The sequence below is a fragment of the Nostoc sp. FACHB-133 genome, assembly GCF_014698055.1.
In the GTDB taxonomy this organism is placed as follows: Bacteria; Cyanobacteriota; Cyanobacteriia; order Cyanobacteriales; family Nostocaceae; genus Nostoc.
The window spans coordinates 17,481-35,467 of sequence record NZ_JACJSH010000047.1; the positions used below are offsets into that span (position 1 = coordinate 17,481).

Below are 17,987 nucleotides of genomic sequence, written 5' to 3' on the forward strand. Positions count from 1 at the left end.
AAAGAATTCTCTGACAGGTGTATATACTCGTAGTCAAGCACTTAGCAGGCATGAGTATGATAGTTGAGTGGTTCACTCTCTGGATAGGTCAAAAAGCGGTTGGATTTCTTGTCAAAACTATTATTAGCGAAGAATTTTTCAAAGATTTAGTCAAGGACTACGCTAAAGATTTTTTTAAAAATATCTTTAATAATGCTGTAACTGCGCCCTTTAAGCAAGAACCGCTTCAGAAAGCTGTCGTTATGGCGCTGACAGAATTTTTGCAACTGATGCAGCAACAGTTAAAGGTTCGTTGCAAACTTTCTGAAACTGAAATTCAAAATTATGCTGAAGATGTCAAGAAATTTATCCGCGATAAGTCGGTTAAAGAAATTCTTGGTCAGGCTTTTGATATTAAATGTGATTTTCTAGATTTTAAAACACTAGCAGATAGTTGGAAAAGACTTCAACTCCAACCTTTACCACCTAAATTTAACTGGCAAACAATTACAGACCAGTATCTCATACAAGTTCAAGATATTCTCTCTGATTCAGAAGAGTTACGCTATATCTTAGAGCTCCAAAAGTTATCCAGTATTGACAAGACTTTAAAAGAAAATGCTGATATTGCTAAGGATTTTAATTTACCGCAATATTTAGAAACTATTCGTGAACGCTACGGCAATCTGAAGTTAGATAGTTTAGAAACTACATCCCGCGAACATCCGGTAAGCTTATGGCAAATGTTTATACCGCAAAATGTGCGGCAAGTTTATCAGGTTTTACCAGAACTGCCTAAAGAATATCTCCGGAGACTACAAGAAAGTAACCAATTAGATACGGAATTGGAAATAGAAAAATTTCAAGAAGAAACAGAACGTTATCAACGCACTTATTTTGAACAGCCAATCCGTTCAGTATTAGATGTTGTCCGAGAGAAGCAACGTAAGAATTATTTAGTTATTTTAGGCGATCCTGGTTCCGGCAAGTCTACATTGTTGCAATATCTAGCGTTGGATTGGGTAGAAAAAACTCTCGAACAGAATGATTTTAATCTGCCAATTCCTTTGCTGATTGAATTACGCAATTATATGCGCGATCGCGATGCGGGTAGTTGTAATAATTTTCTCCAATTTTACCATAATAGTCCCAATTCTTTTTATCACCTCAATCAGCATAAATTGCATGAGCAGCTAAAGGCTGGTAACGCTTTAGTCATGTTTGATGGTTTGGATGAAATCTTTGAATCTGCGAAGCGGGAGGAAGTAATTACCTGTATTCATCGCTTCACTAATGAATATCCCGATGTGCAGGTAATTGTCACTTCTCGGATCATCGGCTATAAGCAGCAACAGTTGCGAGATGCAGAATTTCGCCACTTTATGTTGCAAGATTTAGAACCAGCGCAGATTCAAGATTTTATTCAACGTTGGCATGATAAAACTTTTACTCATGCCGAAGAAAGAGATAAAAATATCAAACGAGAGCGTCTACAAAGAGTAATTAATGAATCAAAAGCAATTGCAGAACTAGCACAAAATCCCCTGCTGTTAACCATGATGGCAATTCTCAATCTCAAACGAGAATTACCCAGAGATAGAAGTGAACTGTATAAAGATGCTTCAGAGGTACTGCTGCATAATTGGGACAACGGACGCAATTTAAAGCCCGATGAACGTCTGGACATTATTGATTATAAAGATAAACAGGCAATGTTGCGTCAAGTTTCTTATCTTATGCAAACCAGTGAAAAAGGTTTAGCTGGCAACATTATCTATGCGGATGATTTAGAAGCAATCTTCACTAAATATCTGCAAAGCATACCAGTGAGTGATGCCAGAGATAAAGCCAGACGGTTGATGAAACAACTGCGCGATCGCAATTTTATTTTATGTTTCTTGGGTGCAGATTACTATGCCTTTGTGCATCGGACTTTTTTAGAATATTTCTGTGCTTGGGAGTTTGTCTGGCAGTTTGAGAAGGAACGCAGTATTACAATTGAGTATCTCAAAACTGAAGTTTTTGGCAAACACTGGCAAGATGAAACTTGGCATGAGGTGTTGCTGTTAATTGCGGAAATGATTGAGGCTAAATTTGGTGGTGAAATTCTTGATTACTTAATGGTGCAAGATGGGGAAGAGAAAAAGTTTATCAACTTGTTTTTAGCGGCTAAGTGTCTTGCAGAAGTGAGAAATCGCTCGGTGATTGCGTCAGTGGCTACTAAATTACTTAAGGAGCTAAAAGATTTAACTAAATATGACCTCTGGTACTATTATTCCCTTTCTAATAGCGAAGAAACTAAGCTAGTTCAGGAAATTCGCACTCAAGCAGTTGCAACAATTGCTGCAATTTGGAAAGATAACAGCGATACCTTACACTGGCTCAAAGACCGTGCCAATGCTGATAATGAATGGTATGTGCGACGTGCAGCCATCCAAGCATTAGCCAGCAATTTCAAAGATGACCCGGACACCCACTCATTTCTCAAAGACCGCCTCACTGCCGATAATTCATGGAGCGTGCGAGGTGTAGCCATCGAAGCATTAGCCAGCAATTTCAAAGATGACCCGGACACTTTTTTGATTCTCAAAGACCGCGCCACTGCTGATGAATCTGGGGACGTGCGATGTACAGCCATCGAAGCATTAGCCAGCAATTTCAAAGATGACTCGGACACTTTCTTGTTTCTCAAAGACCGCGCCACCGCTGATGAATCTGGAAATGTGCAACGTGCAGTTATCAAAGCATTAGCTAGTAATTTCAAAGATGACCCAGACACCTGCTCGTTTTTCAAAGACCTTGCCACTGCTGATGAATCTGGGAATGTGCGAGGTGCAGCCATCGAAGCATTAGCCAGTAATTTTAAAGATGACCTAGACACCTGCTCGATTCTCAAAGACCTTACCACTGCTGATGAATCTGGGAATGTGCGAGGTGCAGCCATCGAAGCATTAGCCAGTAATTTTAAAGATGACCCAGACACTTGCTCGATTCTCAAAGACCTTGCCACTGCTGATAAATCTGGGTATGTACGAGGTGTAGTCATCGAAGCATTAGCTAGTAATTTCAAAGATGACCCAGACACTTACTCATTTCTCAAAAACCGCGTCACTGTTGATAATAACAAGGATGTGCGACGTACAGCCATCAAAGCATTAGCCAGTAATTTCAAAGATGACCCGGACACTTGCTCGATTCTCAAAGACTTCGCCACTACTGATAAATCTGGGGACGTGCGATGTACAGCCATCCGAGCATTAGCCAACAATTTTTCAGACGATCCCAATACCCACTTGTTTCTCAAAGAACGCGCCACCGTTGATGATGGGGATGTGCGACGTGTAGCCATCCGAGCATTAGCCAGCAATTTTCCAGACGATCTCGACACCCACTTGTTTTTCAAAGAACGCGCCACTGTTGATGATGATGGGAATGTACGAGTTGCAGCCATCCGAGCATTAGCCAGCAATTTCTCAGACGATCTCGATACTCACTTGTTTTTCAAAGAACGCGCCACTGTTGACGATGATGGGAATGTACGAGTTGCAGCCATCCAAGCATTAGCCAAACACTTCAGAAATCAGCCTGAGTTGTTTGAAATTTACTGCAACTGTGCTATCAATGAATCCTTTGAGGGTAGCCATAACCCTTGGTCGCACCCTAACCCTCGGCGCGTTGCACTGGAGATAATGATCAAGCAATTTTCTCAGCATCCCCAGACCTTACCACTATTGCGGGACAAAGCAGAGAATGACCTAGATGAGAAAGTCCGAGAGTTTGCTCAACAGAAGTTGGCAGAATTAGAGAAGTAGCTTGACAAACTCAGGTTACATCATTAAACGAAAGTGTAGGTATTTGATTATAAACTTCTGCATTTTCTTCAAGAGCTTGACGTATATCGTATTGCGTTTGTAAATTCAACCAAAACTGAGCGCTGTTATCAAAATAGCGAGATAAACGCAATACTGTATCTGCTGTAATAGTAAGTTTTCCAGATAGAATTTAACTCATTCTTGTTTGAGCTACACCTATATCTTTGCTTAATCGATAAGGTGTAATATTTAGTGGCTCTAAAAATTCTAGTTGTAGGATTTCTCCAGGATAAATATTTGGCCGACGGTTGTTGTTCATGATTATTTCTAGGCAAATTTCCTTGGTCAAAACCGCTACGACAAGAGACTCTCCAAATGCGAGCATCTCACCTTTGCAAATATACCGGGCGATTAGAAATCGCGGCTACACAAACAAAGTGCGCCTGCGCGGACTCAAAGAGTTTGAAACTCACGCAGGTGTGTTTTTACACTCATTGAGATGCTCCCCTCAAAATTGCTCAAGAACTTTTAGATATATTGAATGAATCATCTTGAGCAGATATTCGTGGTGAACTGTTACCCAAGTCGAAAACACTAGAACAGTAAAAAGTAGCAAAACTCCAAAAAAGCGATCGCTAAACATCTACCCAAATAATCCTAAATTCTCATAAATTCTTCTCGAAAATTACGCACCCAGAACACCGTCTACCCGTGTTGCAGTAAACAAAGCCGACTTCGATCGCAACAATCAGATAGAAAGTGGTTTTCAATCCACTTAATCTAGTGTTAGCAACTTAGTACATAGCGTAACAGAAAGGGCAGAGGTGGCATGAATGCAATTACAACAGACACAACTTTTTGAGGAAAATCTCTGGAAAGCCGTTCTCAATCGAGATGCCACAATTGACGGCAAGTTTTTCTACGGTGTTCGTTCCACAGGCATTTATTGCCGACCTATTTGCCCTAGTCGCAGACCAAATCGCAATCAAGTTTGTTTCTTCCAGTCAGCAAAAGAGGCTCAAAGTGCAGGTTTTCGACCTTGTAAACGCTGTCAGCCACAATTTGAAACAGTTCCAAATCCAGCAAAAGCAAAAGTCTTAGCAGTATGTCGATACATTGAAGCACAAAGCGATCGCATCCCCACCCTCTCAGAATTATGCTCTCAGGTGGAAATGAGTCCTAGTTATTTGCAAAAGCTATTCAAGCAAATAATTGGTGTATCGCCTTTTCAATATGCAGATGCGCTGCGTAGCCAACGATTAAAGCAGCGTCTCCAGTCAGGGGAGGAAATTGCTCATGCAGTTTACGACACGGGGTATGGTTCAACTAGTCAAGTTTATGAGAAAGCACCGAAGAAACTGGGAATGACACCAAAAATTTACCAACAAGCTGGAAAAACAATCAGCATTGTCTATGCGATCGCTCCATGTCCGCTAGGATATTTACTGGTGGCAACAACAGACAAGGGGATTTGTGCCGTTAAACTAGGTGATGAAGCAGACAAACTTGAACACATCTTGAATCAAGAATTTCACCAAGCGCACATCATACGTGATGACGACATACACAAAGAATGGATACAAGGAATCCTCGACTTGATTGGGGGAGATGAAACACATCTCGATTTACCACTCGATATCCGTGGGACAGCATTTCAGAAACAGGTTTGGCAAGTATTACAAAAAATTCCCTATAGCGAAACTCGTACCTACACTGATATTGCTCGTGATATCGCCAAACCCCAAGCAGTCCGCGCGGTGGGAAATGCTTGTGGAGCTAACCCGATCGCAGTAATTATACCCTGTCATCGGGTGCTGCGGAGTGATGGCAGTCTTGGTGGTTATCGTTGGGGGATTGAGCGCAAACAAAAACTACTTGTACAAGAATCGAAATCGATTAAAGATGACTCAAATACCTGAACTAGAATCATTGACTGAAGAAAGTCTCACCCGTGGCTTAATGGTGCTTACCAATCTTGACAGCGATTTGGCTGGGATTTTAGAAACACTCGGGCCTCCACCAATATGGTCAAGAGAACCGGGTTTTGCAACGCTTCTGTGCATAATTCTGGAACAGCAAGTTTCCCTAGCAGCTGCGAGGGCTGTATTTAACCGTCTATGTGGGGTTGTTGTACCGCTAACGCCAGAAAATTTTCTGACATTGGATGATGTTCAATTAAGAGGGATTGGATTCAGTCGGCAAAAGATTCTATACTGTCGTGGATTGGCGAATGCGATCGCTTGCGATCAGCTTGACCTCAGCAAGCTGGAAACAATGGACGAAACTACTATCAGAACTGAGTTAAAGCGCCTCAAAGGTATAGGAGACTGGACAGTTGATATTTATTTACTCATGGCGCTGCAACGTCCTGATGTCTTTCCTAAAGGCGATTTAGCGATCGCGATCGCTTTGCAAAAAATCAAAAACTTGGCGACACGTCCAACACCAGTTCAACTGGAAGCAATGACACAGCATTGGCGACCGTGGCGAGCAGTTGCGGCAAGACTTCTATGGCACTATTACCTGAGTAATCCCAAATAATTGCTCCTTCTCCCTTGGCGCACTTGGCGCGCTTGGCGGTTCGTATAATAAATATAAACTAAATGGCAGAAAACCAATTAAGCCTAACACCAGAAAAGTCTGATAAGACTTTAAACATCCTGCCGATAATCATAGTAATAATTGCACTATTAGCTTTATCTTCAACAGCAATATTTATTAAAATTGCTGTTAGAGAAATGAGCGCTACTGCTACATTATTTAATCGTTTATGGATAGCGACTATTATCTTTGGATTATGGAGTGGAATTAACCAAGCACAAATTCATATTAAAGATGATGAACCTGTATTACCACAGCAGCCTTATCCAATCAAAGAGATAGCGTTTTTAATAGCAGTGGGTCTAGTTCATGTATTAGGTAGATTATCTTGGACTTGGGCGCTAACCCAGACTGGTGCTGCTAATGCTAATGCGTTAGGTAGTCTTAATCCCCTATTTACTACATTAGGAGGATGGCTATTTTTTAATCAGATTTTTGGGCGCAAATTTATCATTGGTCTGATATTAGCCATAATCGGCGCGATCGCAGTTGGGTTTGAAGATTTATTACGCTCTAATAATAATTTTACAGGTGATGCTGTTGCCCTGATATCGTCGATATTTTATGCAGCAAACTTTTTACTAATCGAGCAAATCCGCAATAAGTTTTCAATTATTACTATCCTTCTGTGGCGCTGTGTCATCGCAACTTCATTGATGATTCCAGTAGTGCTAATCTTTGAAAAACAACCTTTGCCAGTTTCTTTGTCAGGGTGGTTAGTAGTATTTGCACTAGCTGCTATTTGCGAAGCCTTGGGTCATGGGCTAATTGTATACAGCCTGAAAACGTTTTCTTCAGGATTTATCTCTTTACTTTTGTTACTCAATCCAGTGATTGTTGCTATTCTTGCTTGGATACTTTTCTCAGAAAATTTGAGTGTTTTTAACTTGCTAGGGTTGGCATTAATTTTAGGGGGTATATATTTAGCAATTTCTAACCAAGGATCTATCAAATCTAGCGTTAATCCCCCCATACAATCTCTACAGGAAAGTGAATCTTAACAAGTTCGTAGTAAGGACTTTAGTCATGATTTTATAAACACTAAAGTCCTGACTACAAACCCTCAAAATAACTCTAATACTTGCGTAATCTCGGTGGTAAATCGGTTACAGTTTCCCCGTGAATACCTTTTCAGCCGGGCCTGTCATGTAAACCCGTTGGTCGATTTCTGACCATTCAATTTGTAAAGGGCCACCAGGTAATTCTACAGTGGCGGTGCGATCGCATTTCCCGGTTAACACACCAGCCACTAAAGAAGCACAAGCACCAGTCCCACAAGCTAATGTAATCCCAGCACCCCGTTCCCACACCCGCATTTTCAAATAGTCACGGCGCACCACTTGAATAAATTCGGTATTTATGCGTTGAGGAAAAGCTGGGTGATGCTCAAATTTCGGGCCTATGCTTTCTAGTTCAATTGCTGCTACATCTTCTACAAAGGTAATGCAGTGAGGATTTCCCATACTTACACAAGTGACATCCCAAGTTTTCCCCGCCACCTCCAACGGCTGAGAAATTACTTTTTCTTCAACAGGTGCAAGAGTGGTAGGAATTTCGCCAGCGAGTAATCTGGGTAAACCCATGTCTACTTTAACTAGACCATCAGATAAGAGTTGGGGAGTCATTACACCACCCAAAGTATGAATGCGATATGAATCTTTATTCCGGGATTCACCTTCTAAATCTGCCAAAAAGCCAGCTAAACAGCGAATGCCATTGCCACACATTTCTGGTTCCGAACCATCAGAATTAAAAATCCGCATGGTGTAGTCAGTGCCGTTTTCTCCAGGTAGAGCAAAAATAACACCATCAGCACCGATACCAAAATGGCGATCGCACAACTGGATGGCTTGCTCTGGAGTCAATACGGGCAAAGATGACGAGCGATTGTCAATCAGAATAAAATCGTTGCCCAGACCATGATACTTAGTAAATTCGATTGCCATTTTCCCAAGGATGAATTATCAAGGATTAGTTACTCTTTATTTTGCCTTGTAGGTTCATCTTTACTAAAAATGCTTACCGAATTTGACACCACTTTACCCAGTATTAGACAAGTCCAAAACCTGATTAAACAAACAACGCCAGTTGAGTTAAAGCTGGTGACTCAGGATGTACTCACAGGAAAGGTTGTATGGCAAGATCCACAGTGTATCTGTATTGCTGATGAAAACAGTCAGCAAACCACCGTTTGGAAACAAGCGATCGCATACATCAAACCGAAAACAAGTCAGGAATAGAATTTTGCTTGCGATCGCTATAAGATTTTGGTTAGCGATCGCTCATTTCTATGCAATACGCTCTGATATCATGATTCATTCGGTGAGCCGATAGCTAGGGTTTAGCCCGTCCTGAATTCTGCTTGATGAAAGAAAATCAATGCGAAAGTTGCCAATCTTGCAACATCAAAATAGCATCTCTATACAAAGACAAATCCACCTGGTGGACTTCTATTCCCTGCCCAATTCCTTCTAGAAGAGTGATTGTCAAATTTCCTCCCAAGTGTTCGCGGAACTCGGTAAGCCCCCTAAATAGACAATGGGGATGGTCTAGTTGATCTAATTGCTCTGTAAGTGCCGATACATACAATGTAAACCCCAACTGATTGAGTGTATGTAGAACACTTTGCCACTCAGATTTCAAAAGTTGACCTGTTAAATATGAATAGGTCGTATCCAAAGCAATACCGATCGCCACAGCTTCACCGTGGCGTAAACTGTAATTAGTTAAATGCTCTAGTTTATGAGCAGCCCAGTGTCCAAAATCCAAAGGACGCGATGAACCCATTTCAAATGGATCGCCGCCACCAGCAATATGCTCTAAATGCAACTGTGAACAGCGATAGATCAGTCTTTCCATTATGTCCATATCCCGATTAGCCAATTTATCGGCATTAGTCATAATGAAATCGAAGAAATCTGCATCTTTAATCAGCGCTACTTTAACCGCTTCTGCAATACCCGATCGCCAATCTCGATCGTCAAGGCTAGTCAGAAAATCAAAGTCATTTAAGACAGCATAAGGCGGCATGAATGTACCCAAAAAGTTTTTCTTGCCGAAAGCATTGATTCCGTTTTTTACCCCTACACCCGAATCGTTTTGCCCTAATACTGTTGTCGGTACTCGTAGCAGCCGAATTCCTCGATGAGCCGTTGTTGCTGCGTATCCTACCATATCTAGGACGGCTCCACCTCCAATTGCTAAAACGTAGGAGTGACGGCACAATCCAGCTGCATTGATTCGCTGATGAATTTGCTCTATAAATCTAGAATCGTTCTTAACTCGTTCTCCACCAAGAACTACTATCGGCTCACCACTCAGTGTTAATACATCTTCATAATACTGAGCATAGACTGATAATTTTTTTAGTAAGCCATCTTGGTACTGTAAAAATCCTCCATCTACCACTGCTAGTATTTGCTTTGGGGTTGTTTCCCCATCTGCGGCAATCACTTGTGCAAATAAAGGATTATCTAACTGAAATAGACCTCTCGTGAAGTGAACATCATAGTTGAAGGTAACGCGGACACATTGGTTAATTGGTTGCAGATTAAGAGCGGTTTTTTGTTTAATAGCCATTTAAAGTATTATTATTTTTTACTAACTGTGAATATATGCACTAATGCAATTACAATTCAGACTAAATTCAACATAGTAAATCATCAAATAGTTCAGACTTTAGATGATTTTCTAAAGAGTTAAAATCATTAGATTAATCATACTTTTAAATTGCATTCATCATGGTAGACAAAGTTAAAAATAATATTAATTTACAATTTAACTGATGCCTACGATTTATCTATGAAGTTAGCAATGGATATTCTTATGTTAGATAAAATTCTAATTTTTTCCGTAAGTTAATTCTAGAGTTTATCTAATTAAAATAGGATCTTTACAATATCTTCTCTAAAATCGGGAAAACTTTATAGATTCAGTAAAGTTCCGAACTCAGTAGTATATTATTAGCTGTTTTAAACACAAAGTATCAAGTTTAGTGGTAGATTTTATACTTAGTTGTCACAAAAAAGTTGGGCAACTTCTCCTGAAATTTATCATGAGTAAAGTAAACAAGTTACTGCATCACTGGCTGTTAAAGTCTGTTTCAGAGAAAGCTTTTGCTTGGCTGGAGCAGAAGCAGGCACAAATTTCTAGCGGCGCTGCTGAAAGAGTTTTTTTCACGGCATTTAGTGCTGTACCGCGTTATCTAGGTAAACAGGATTTGCAGCTAACATTCCAGGACTTGGAAGCAGCAGAAGATGTGATTCCCGGTTGGTATCCTGGTAATTGGAGTGTAGATCAAGCAGGTCGCACACTCTTGCTTCTAGCTTTGCCCCACGATGATGCCCAGGGGTATGTGCGATCGCTCGATCAAGTCTTCTCCACTGCCGATATGGGGGAGTTAGTTGCTCTTTATCAAAGTTTGCCGCTATTACCACATCCAGAGTTACATCGCCATCGCGCTGCTGAGGGAATTCGCAGCAATATGAGTAATGTATTCCAAGCCATAGCACTACGTAACCCTTATCCAGCTAATTATTTAGACAATGCTGCTTGGAATCAGATGGTACTGAAGGCTGTGTTTGTCAGCAGTCCTTTGCATCTAATTTGGGGACTAGACCAACGTGCTAACCCAGAATTGGCGAAGATGTTAGCAGACTATGCCCATGAACGTTGGGCAGCTAAACGCTCAGTTACGCCAGAACTTTGGCGACCTGTAGGGCGGTTTGCGGATAGTGCGATCGTTACAGATTTGGAAAAAGTACTGGCTAATGGCGATACAGCCGAACAAGAAGCCGCAGCGTTAGCTTGTGCTGAGTCTCCTTTACCCCAAGCGCAAGCATTACTTTCTCGCTACCCAGATTTACAGTCATCCATCCAACAAGGTAATCTGACTTGGAACAGTTTTAGCCGCAAGTGAGTGGGGAGAAACGCGATTAATCGCGTCTTTACAAGGGAGACGAAGAGGACAAGAAAAATGCCCCATACCCAATGCCCAATGCCCAATTATTAAAACCATGATGTATATCGATCCTCACATTCACATGTGTTCCCGTACTACTTACGATTACTTGGTAATGCGGGAATATGGCATTGTCGCCGTTATTGAACCAGCCTTTTGGTTAGGACAACCCCGAACGAATGCTGGCTCATTTAAAGACTACTTCAGTAGCCTTGTAGGTTGGGAGCGGTTTCGTGCTAGTCAGTTTGGCATCCAACACTACTGCACAATCGGCCTAAATCCGAAAGAAGCTAACAATGAAGCGTTAGCAGCTGAAGTTATGGAACTGCTACCACTTTATGCTTGTAAAGAAGGAGTTGTTGCCATTGGTGAAATTGGCTATGACGACATGACAGAAGCAGAGGATAAGTACTTTTGTCAACAGTTAGAATTAGCCAAAGAACTTGATACGTTAGTACTAATTCATACGCCCCATCGGAATAAAAAGGCGGGTGCTAGTCGGAGTATGGATCGCTGTATTGAATATGGCTTAGATCCTTCACAAGTAGTTATCGATCACAACAATGAAGAAACTGTTGAAGAAGTATTAGGACGAGGTTTTTGGGCAGCTTTCACGATTTACCCACAGACGAAGATGGGTAACGCCAGGATGGTAGAAGTTGTTCGTAAGTATGGATGCGATCGGATCATTGTAGATAGTAGCGCTGATTGGGGTATTAGCGATACTTTGGCAGTCCCAAAAACGGCTCAGTTGATGTTAGAGAGGGGCATTCCTGAAGAACATGTGCGAGCAGTTTGTTATGAAAATGCTCTAGCTGCTTACAGTCAAACTGGGCAGATGAAAGCGTCAGACTGGCTCAATCCGCAAGCTATCGATCAACGTCAAATGTTCAGTGGTAATTCTGTGCTACGGGGACAGGAACCAGGAATCAAATCAGTTTCAGATTTTGTGTTGATTGAGTAGAAAATTGGGGAGAGACGCAATTAATCGCGTCTGTACTAGAGAAGAAAAATTGCATAAATATCTAATTCATTTGCAATATGCAGTTTATTTGGATAAATCACTAGGCATGGAGGCAGATAAGTGAATGTTGCAAGCTTAAATTTTCAAAGCTGGCGGGGTTATCTGGAATTGATGCGTCCCGCTAATATTGTTACTGCTTGGGCAGATATTCTTCTTGGTTTTGCTGCTTCTGGCTCTGGGATTATTTTTACTAAATTAATTAATGGCGAAGCAACTTTTGCCATACTAATTCCATTAGCTTGGTTGTTATTGGCTACAACTGGTTTATACGGCGGCGGTATAGTTTTTAATGATGTTTTCGATGCAGAACTAGATGCAAAAGAGCGACCAAATAGAGCAATTCCTAGCGGTCGGGTATCTCGTGAAAATGCTACTTTATTGGGGAGTATACTCTTTGCGATCGGGATTATAGCTGCTTTTCAAGTATCGTTGGTGAGTGCTGCGATCGCAACATTTATTACTCTTTCATGCCTCCTCTATAACTCACTCGCCAAACATCATCCTTTTTTCGGCCCTTTAAATATGGGTTTGTGCCGTGGCAGTAACTTATTATTAGGTGTAAGTGCTGTACCAGAAATAATAGGAGAACGTTGGTATTTAGCGCTGATTCCTATTCTTTATATTGCTGCTATCACGGCAATTAGTCAGGGTGAAGTTCATGGTGGTAAGAAGATTACGGGAGTACTAGCACTACTGCTAATTGCAATAGTTTTGACAGCAGTTTTAGCTTTAGGATTATTAGAAGAGTATAGAGCGATCGCAGCACTACCATTCGCTGTTTTATTAGCTATCAGAGTCTTGCCTAATTTTATCAAAGCGGCGCGGGAACCGATAGCCGAAAATATCCGAAATGCAGTGAAAATAGGTGTTTTATCTCTAATAGTTTTAGATGCAACTGTTGCATCTGGTTTTGCTGGTTTGTATTACGGTTTATTCGTTCTAATCTTGCTGCCAATTTCAATGAAATTAGCACGACTATTTGCTGTTACTTAAATTTGAATGTATACACCTAGTAATACCATTAATCGGCTATAGGGGCGCACATATATGCGCCCCTAACCATGAATATGTAGCAAGTAGTTTGCGAAATAGTTTAAGTCAAAGAAAACAGATTACATATACAAGGGATAAAGCTAGAAAATGAAAATTACAAACAACAATAATTTTCACTTAACTTATTGCAGTAATATTCATCCTGGTGAAAGTTGGCTTGAGGTTTTCGCAAATTTAGAGAAGTATATTCCCGAACTCAAATTACGTTTATCACCTACAGAACCTTTTGGTATTGGCTTGAGGTTAGCAGATGTTGCTACAAAAGAACTTTTAGAAAGTAATAACTTAGCTAAATTTCAAGCTTGGCTGACTCAAGAAGATTTATATGTTTTCACCTTAAACGGATTCCCTTATGGCGGATTTCATCGACAGGTGGTAAAAGACCAAGTTTATGCACCAGATTGGTCTACACAAGAACGTGTCAATTATACATTAAACTTGGCACACATTTTAGCTAGTCTATTACCCCAAGGACTTGATGGTGGAATTTCTACACTACCATTATCCTATAAACCTTGGTGGGTAAAAGACCAAGCAACTTTCGAGACTGTTCTGAAAAAGAGTTGTTTGAACATAGCATCAGTTGTTGTAGAAATGATTCGCATCCATGAAGAAACAGGCAAGATACTTCATATTGATTTAGAACCTGAGCCGGATGGTTTAATTGAAAATACTTCAGAAATAATTGACTTCTATCAAAATTGCTTATTGCCAATTGGCGGTAATTATTTATCAGAAAAACTAAATATTGAACAGAATTTAGCAGAAACTAAATTGCTAGAACACGTTCGGGTTTGTTATGACACCTGCCATTTTTCGGTCGAATATGAGGAACCACAATCTGTATTTGCACGTTTGCAATCGGCAGGAATTAAGATTGGCAAAATTCAAATCAGTGCTGCAATTAAAGTAAAAATACCTGCTGAAGTTGAAAAGCGTAGTTTGATAGTTGAACGCTTACGTCCTTTTGCAGAATCTACCTATCTTCACCAGGTAATAGAACGTCGCAACGATGGTACACTGCATCACTATCCTGACTTAATAACTGCATTACCACATTTAGAGCAATCTCTAGCTGAAGAATGGCGCACTCACTTTCATGTGCCAATTTTTATTCATGATTATCAAATTTTGCAATCTACGCAAGATGATATTGCTACTGTTTTGCATCTACTTCAAAGAAATAATGCTTGCTCACATTTAGAAATTGAAACTTACACTTGGGATGTATTGCCGTCAGAAATGAAGATAGATATGCTGACTTCTATTCAACGAGAATATGAGTGGGTATTAAAAGAATTCGCCGTAAATTAAAAAGGAAATTTATGAAAAAGACAGTTATTCTAAATGTTGTCGGATTAACGCCCAGTTTACTAGGAGAAAATACTCCGTTTTTATCTTCTTGGGCAGCTAAAGGGCAAATGGTTCCCATCAAAAAAGTGCTACCTGCTGTAACTTGTTCAGTTCAAGCTACTTATTTAACAGGAAAGTTGCCTGATGAACATGGAATTGTTGCTAATGGTTGGTACTTCCGCGATGAATGTGAAGTGAAGTTTTGGCGACAATCTAATAAATTAGTACAAGCTCCCAAAGTTTGGGAAATAGCTAAATCACTCGATCCAAACTTCACTTGTGCCAACCTTTTTTGGTGGTACAATATGTACTCGACAGCAGATTATGCCATTACACCGCGCCCAATGTATCCCGCAGATGGGAGAAAATTACCTGATATTTATACCCATCCTGCTGATGTGCGATCGCAAATACAATCTGATTTAGGAAATTTCCCTCTGTTCGATTTCTGGGGGCCAAAAACTACCATTAGTTCTAGCCAATGGATTGCCAATTCCGCAAAATGGATTGAGGAACGCTACAGCCCTACATTATCACTAGTTTATTTACCACATTTAGATTACTGTCTGCAAAAATTTGGTAATAAGCAAACACAGATTCAAGCAGATTTACGAGAAATTGATACTGTTTGTGGCGATTTAATTGAATATTTTCAAGCACGCAACACTCAGGTAATTATTCTTTCCGAGTATGGTATTACGCCAGTTTCTAAAGCGGTGGATTTGAACCGCGTACTACGGGAAAATGGTTTAATTGCTGTGCGAGAAGAATTAGGGCGAGAACTGCTCGATTTTGGTGCTAGCATTGCCTTTGCTGTTGCCGATCACCAAATTGCTCATGTATATGTGAACGATCCAGCGTACATCCCGAAAGTGCGATCGCTTTTAGAAGCAACTGAAGGCGTAGCGCAGGTATTGGATGAAGAGGGTAAACAAGCCTACCATCTCGATCATCCTAGATCGGGGGATTTGGTGGCGATCGCTCAATCTGACGCTTGGTTTACCTATTATTATTGGCTCGATGATGCGAAAGCGCCTGATTTTGCTAGAACTGTAGATATCCACCGCAAACCTGGTTACGATCCTGTAGAACTTTTCCTCGATCCACAGATTAAATTTCCTCAAGGAAAAATTGCTCTTAAGTTACTTAAAAAACAACTGGGTTTCCGCTACTTAATGGATGTAATTCCTTTGGATGCTTCCCTGGTGCGTGGCTCTCACGGTAATATCACCACTTCTGTTGATGAAGGGCCTCTATTTATCACCCATCAAACTCACCTAGTTGATGAACATCAAATTGAGGCGACAGATGTTTGTTCGTTGATTCTCAAACATTTAAATACCTAAAAGGCAGTGTAGAGAAGATATATCGCCTCTGCATCTTACCAAAATACAAAAAAATTTATGGTAATTCATAATCATATCGAGTATGATTTATATATAAACTCGTTATGACTATGAATTAATGTGAGTTCGACAAGTCTTATTTGACCTCTCCCCCAACCCCTCTCCGACACGGAGAGGGGAGCAAAAAGCTGAATTTTTCGTTGCTCCTCCCTTTCCGTTTCGGAGAGGGAGGCTGGGAGGGAGAGGTTCATCGAACTCACGTTGAATTAGTTTGTTCTATCAGTAGGTATCTATCTACTGACTAAAATGTACTGTGGGCAATCTGAGTAACTTACATGGAGAGCTTCTTTAAACCATGACTGAACCCCAAAACTTGACAACTGCTGATGGTATTCCAGTTAGCGATAACCAGAACTCACTTACAGCTGGAGCGCGTGGCCCTGTATTAATGCAGGATTTCCACCTTATAGAAAAGCTGGCTCATTTCAACAGAGAACGTATTCCTGAAAGAGTTGTTCACGCTAAAGGTGCTGCTGCTCACGGTACTTTGACTATTACCAATGACATCACCCGCTACAGTAAAGCCAAACTTTTTTCTGAAATTGGCAAGAAAACGGAACTTCTCTTGCGTTTCTCTACAGTCGGAGGAGAAAAAGGTTCAGCAGATGCCGAGCGTGACCCTAGAGGTTTTTCCCTCAAGTTTTATACTGAGGAGGGTAACTGGGATCTTGTAGGTAACAATACCCCGATTTTCTTCATCCGCGACCCTTTGAAGTTTCCTGATTTTATCCATACCCAAAAACGCAATCCCCAAACTAATTGCAAAGACCAGAATGCCAAGTGGGATTTTTGGTCACTCAGTCCAGAATCGCTTCACCAGGTGACAATCCTCTTTTCAGATCGGGGAATTCCCAAAACCCATCGCCACATGGACGGCTTTGGTAGCCATACCTTCAGTTTAATTAATGCTCAGGGCGATCGCGTTTGGTGTAAATTTCACTTTAAGACTCTCCAAGGGCATCAAACCTTGACTGAGGAAGAATCCGCTAAGATTAAGGGCGAAGATCCAGATCATGCGACTCACGATCTGTTTGAAGCGATCGCTAACAAAGATTATCCCAAATGGCGGATGTGTATTCAAGTGATGACCGAGGAGCAAGCGGAAAAACATCCTGATAATCCTTTTGACTTGACCAAAGTTTGGAAACAAGGAGAATATCCTTTAATTGAAGTCGGGATATTAGAGCTAAATCGTAACCCTGAGAATTATTTTGCCGAAGTAGAGCAAGCCGCTTTTAGCCCTAGTGCAGTGGTTCCTGGTGTTAGTTTTTCTCCAGACAAAATGCTGCAAGCTCGAATTTTTTCTTACCCAGATGCTCAACGGTATCGCTTGGGTGGGAACTATCAGCAATTACCTGTCAACCAGCCCAAATGTCCAGTAATGCATTATCAGCGAGATGGCTTTATGGCATCGGGAAACAACGGCGGCAGCGTTCCTAACTATGAACCGAATAGTGCTGAGGGTACGCCTAAAGAAAATCCAGCTTATGCAGAACCACCTAGTCATTTGGGCGATGTCACAGTCGATCGTTACAGTCATCGTGAAGGAAACGACGATTATACCCAAGCAGGTAATCTGTATCGGTTACTAACTCCTGAGCAGCAAGAGCGGCTTGCTAAAAATATTGTCGGTAGTCTCTCTCAAGCAAGGGAGGATATCCAAATGCGCCAACTCTGCCACTTCTTCCGGGCAGATGTTTCTTATGGTCGTCGTGTAGCTGAAGGATTGGGCATTTCAATCGATCCCTCAATGTTTTCTCATGATGCTCAACCTGTAGGTAACTGGTAGGGCATAAGGC

General features: G+C 41.0%; 15 protein-coding genes. 11 read left to right on the forward strand and 4 right to left on the reverse strand.

The annotated features are described in order from the left end of the window. The first annotated feature begins 50 nt into the window (after positions 1 to 50). Positions 51 to 3,791, forward strand: a complete 3,741-nt coding sequence (locus H6G86_RS27915; protein ID WP_313931467.1) for a HEAT repeat domain-containing protein — start codon at positions 51 to 53, stop codon at positions 3,789 to 3,791. A 10-nt stretch (positions 3,792 to 3,801) separates the two neighbouring features. Here the strand turns inward: H6G86_RS27915 and H6G86_RS40215 are convergent, their stop codons facing one another. Both H6G86_RS40215 and H6G86_RS40220 read right to left on the reverse strand, forming a co-directional pair. Beyond that, positions 3,802 to 3,981 (reverse strand): hypothetical protein, encoded by a 180-nt coding sequence (locus H6G86_RS40215; protein ID WP_313931469.1) that lies wholly within the window; start codon positions 3,979 to 3,981, stop codon positions 3,802 to 3,804. Beyond that, positions 3,982 to 4,176 (reverse strand): helix-turn-helix domain-containing protein, encoded by a 195-nt coding sequence (locus tag H6G86_RS40220; protein ID WP_242065008.1) that lies wholly within the window; start codon positions 4,174 to 4,176, stop codon positions 3,982 to 3,984. A 448-nt stretch (positions 4,177 to 4,624) separates the two neighbouring features. On the opposite strand from H6G86_RS40220, the gene ada reads away from it, so the two are divergent. The 3 genes from ada to H6G86_RS27935 all read left to right on the forward strand — a co-directional run bounded on the left by ada (position 4,625) and on the right by H6G86_RS27935 (position 7,393). Further along, positions 4,625 to 5,710: a bifunctional DNA-binding transcriptional regulator/O6-methylguanine-DNA methyltransferase Ada gene (gene ada / locus H6G86_RS27925; protein ID WP_190937035.1), complete on the forward strand. Its 1,086-nt coding sequence runs from the start codon at positions 4,625 to 4,627 to the stop codon at positions 5,708 to 5,710. Next, positions 5,694 to 6,332: a DNA-3-methyladenine glycosylase family protein gene (locus H6G86_RS27930; RefSeq protein ID WP_190937036.1), complete on the forward strand. Its 639-nt coding sequence runs from the start codon at positions 5,694 to 5,696 to the stop codon at positions 6,330 to 6,332. The genes ada and H6G86_RS27930 overlap by 17 nt, the downstream gene beginning before the upstream one ends. Before the next feature lie 62 nt (positions 6,333 to 6,394). Beyond that, a complete protein-coding gene (locus H6G86_RS27935) occupies positions 6,395 to 7,393 on the forward strand; it encodes a DMT family transporter (RefSeq protein ID WP_190937037.1) in 999 nt (332 codons plus the stop codon). A 105-nt stretch (positions 7,394 to 7,498) separates the two neighbouring features. Here the strand turns inward: H6G86_RS27935 and dapF are convergent, their stop codons facing one another. Further along, positions 7,499 to 8,338: a diaminopimelate epimerase gene (gene dapF / locus H6G86_RS27940; protein WP_190937038.1), complete on the reverse strand. Its 840-nt coding sequence runs from the start codon at positions 8,336 to 8,338 to the stop codon at positions 7,499 to 7,501. Positions 8,339 to 8,407: 69 nt separating this feature from the next. Between dapF and H6G86_RS27945 the strand changes: the two genes are divergently transcribed. Continuing rightward, positions 8,408 to 8,632: an Hfq-related RNA-binding protein gene (locus H6G86_RS27945; RefSeq protein ID WP_190937039.1), complete on the forward strand. Its 225-nt coding sequence runs from the start codon at positions 8,408 to 8,410 to the stop codon at positions 8,630 to 8,632. 136 nt (positions 8,633 to 8,768) lie between these two features. On the opposite strand, the gene H6G86_RS27950 is transcribed toward H6G86_RS27945, so the two are convergent. Further along, complete coding sequence (locus H6G86_RS27950) at positions 8,769 to 9,971, reverse strand: 3-dehydroquinate synthase (protein ID WP_190937040.1); 1,203 nt, start codon at positions 9,969 to 9,971, stop codon at positions 8,769 to 8,771. 475 nt (positions 9,972 to 10,446) lie between these two features. On the opposite strand from H6G86_RS27950, the gene H6G86_RS27955 reads away from it, so the two are divergent. The 6 genes from H6G86_RS27955 to H6G86_RS27980 all read left to right on the forward strand — a co-directional run bounded on the left by H6G86_RS27955 (position 10,447) and on the right by H6G86_RS27980 (position 17,977). Continuing rightward, a complete protein-coding gene (locus tag H6G86_RS27955; protein ID WP_190937041.1) occupies positions 10,447 to 11,310 on the forward strand; it encodes an EboA family metabolite traffic protein in 864 nt (287 codons plus the stop codon). A gap of 97 nt (positions 11,311 to 11,407) precedes the next feature. Beyond that, the gene (locus tag H6G86_RS27960) at positions 11,408 to 12,316 is read left to right on the forward strand and encodes a TatD family hydrolase (protein ID WP_242065009.1); all 909 of its coding nucleotides are present in this window, start codon (positions 11,408 to 11,410) and stop codon (positions 12,314 to 12,316) included. A 120-nt stretch (positions 12,317 to 12,436) separates the two neighbouring features. Further along, positions 12,437 to 13,369: a UbiA-like protein EboC gene (gene eboC, locus H6G86_RS27965; RefSeq protein ID WP_313931468.1), complete on the forward strand. Its 933-nt coding sequence runs from the start codon at positions 12,437 to 12,439 to the stop codon at positions 13,367 to 13,369. A 147-nt stretch (positions 13,370 to 13,516) separates the two neighbouring features. Then, positions 13,517 to 14,743 (forward strand): metabolite traffic protein EboE, encoded by a 1,227-nt coding sequence (gene eboE, locus H6G86_RS27970; RefSeq protein ID WP_190937042.1) that lies wholly within the window; start codon positions 13,517 to 13,519, stop codon positions 14,741 to 14,743. Positions 14,744 to 14,754: 11 nt separating this feature from the next. Next, positions 14,755 to 16,128 carry an alkaline phosphatase family protein gene (locus H6G86_RS27975; protein WP_190937043.1) on the forward strand — a complete coding sequence of 458 codons (1,374 nt, stop codon included), beginning with the start codon at positions 14,755 to 14,757 and terminating at the stop codon, positions 16,126 to 16,128. Between the two features lie 355 nt (positions 16,129 to 16,483). Next, positions 16,484 to 17,977, forward strand: coding sequence for a catalase (locus H6G86_RS27980; protein WP_190937044.1), 1,494 nt, complete (start codon positions 16,484 to 16,486; stop codon positions 17,975 to 17,977). Positions 17,978 to 17,987 lie beyond the last annotated feature (10 nt).

Bases quoted from the DNA above. Each gene is read 5' to 3' on its own strand.
- H6G86_RS27915 (WP_313931467.1), top strand. From the start codon at position 51: ATGAGTATGATAGTTGAGTGGTTCACTCTCTGGATAGGTCAAAAAGCG.
- H6G86_RS40220 (WP_242065008.1), bottom strand. From the start codon at position 4,176: ATGCTCGCATTTGGAGAGTCTCTTGTCGTAGCGGTTTTGACCAAGGAA.
- ada (WP_190937035.1), top strand. From the start codon at position 4,625: ATGCAATTACAACAGACACAACTTTTTGAGGAAAATCTCTGGAAAGCC.
- H6G86_RS27930 (WP_190937036.1), top strand. From the start codon at position 5,694: ATGACTCAAATACCTGAACTAGAATCATTGACTGAAGAAAGTCTCACC.
- H6G86_RS27935 (WP_190937037.1), top strand. From the start codon at position 6,395: ATGGCAGAAAACCAATTAAGCCTAACACCAGAAAAGTCTGATAAGACT.
- dapF (WP_190937038.1), bottom strand. From the start codon at position 8,338: ATGGCAATCGAATTTACTAAGTATCATGGTCTGGGCAACGATTTTATT.
- H6G86_RS27945 (WP_190937039.1), top strand. From the start codon at position 8,408: ATGCTTACCGAATTTGACACCACTTTACCCAGTATTAGACAAGTCCAA.
- H6G86_RS27950 (WP_190937040.1), bottom strand. From the start codon at position 9,971: ATGGCTATTAAACAAAAAACCGCTCTTAATCTGCAACCAATTAACCAA.
- H6G86_RS27955 (WP_190937041.1), top strand. From the start codon at position 10,447: ATGAGTAAAGTAAACAAGTTACTGCATCACTGGCTGTTAAAGTCTGTT.
- H6G86_RS27960 (WP_242065009.1), top strand. From the start codon at position 11,408: ATGATGTATATCGATCCTCACATTCACATGTGTTCCCGTACTACTTAC.
- eboE (WP_190937042.1), top strand. From the start codon at position 13,517: ATGAAAATTACAAACAACAATAATTTTCACTTAACTTATTGCAGTAAT.
- H6G86_RS27975 (WP_190937043.1), top strand. From the start codon at position 14,755: ATGAAAAAGACAGTTATTCTAAATGTTGTCGGATTAACGCCCAGTTTA.
- H6G86_RS27980 (WP_190937044.1), top strand. From the start codon at position 16,484: ATGACTGAACCCCAAAACTTGACAACTGCTGATGGTATTCCAGTTAGC.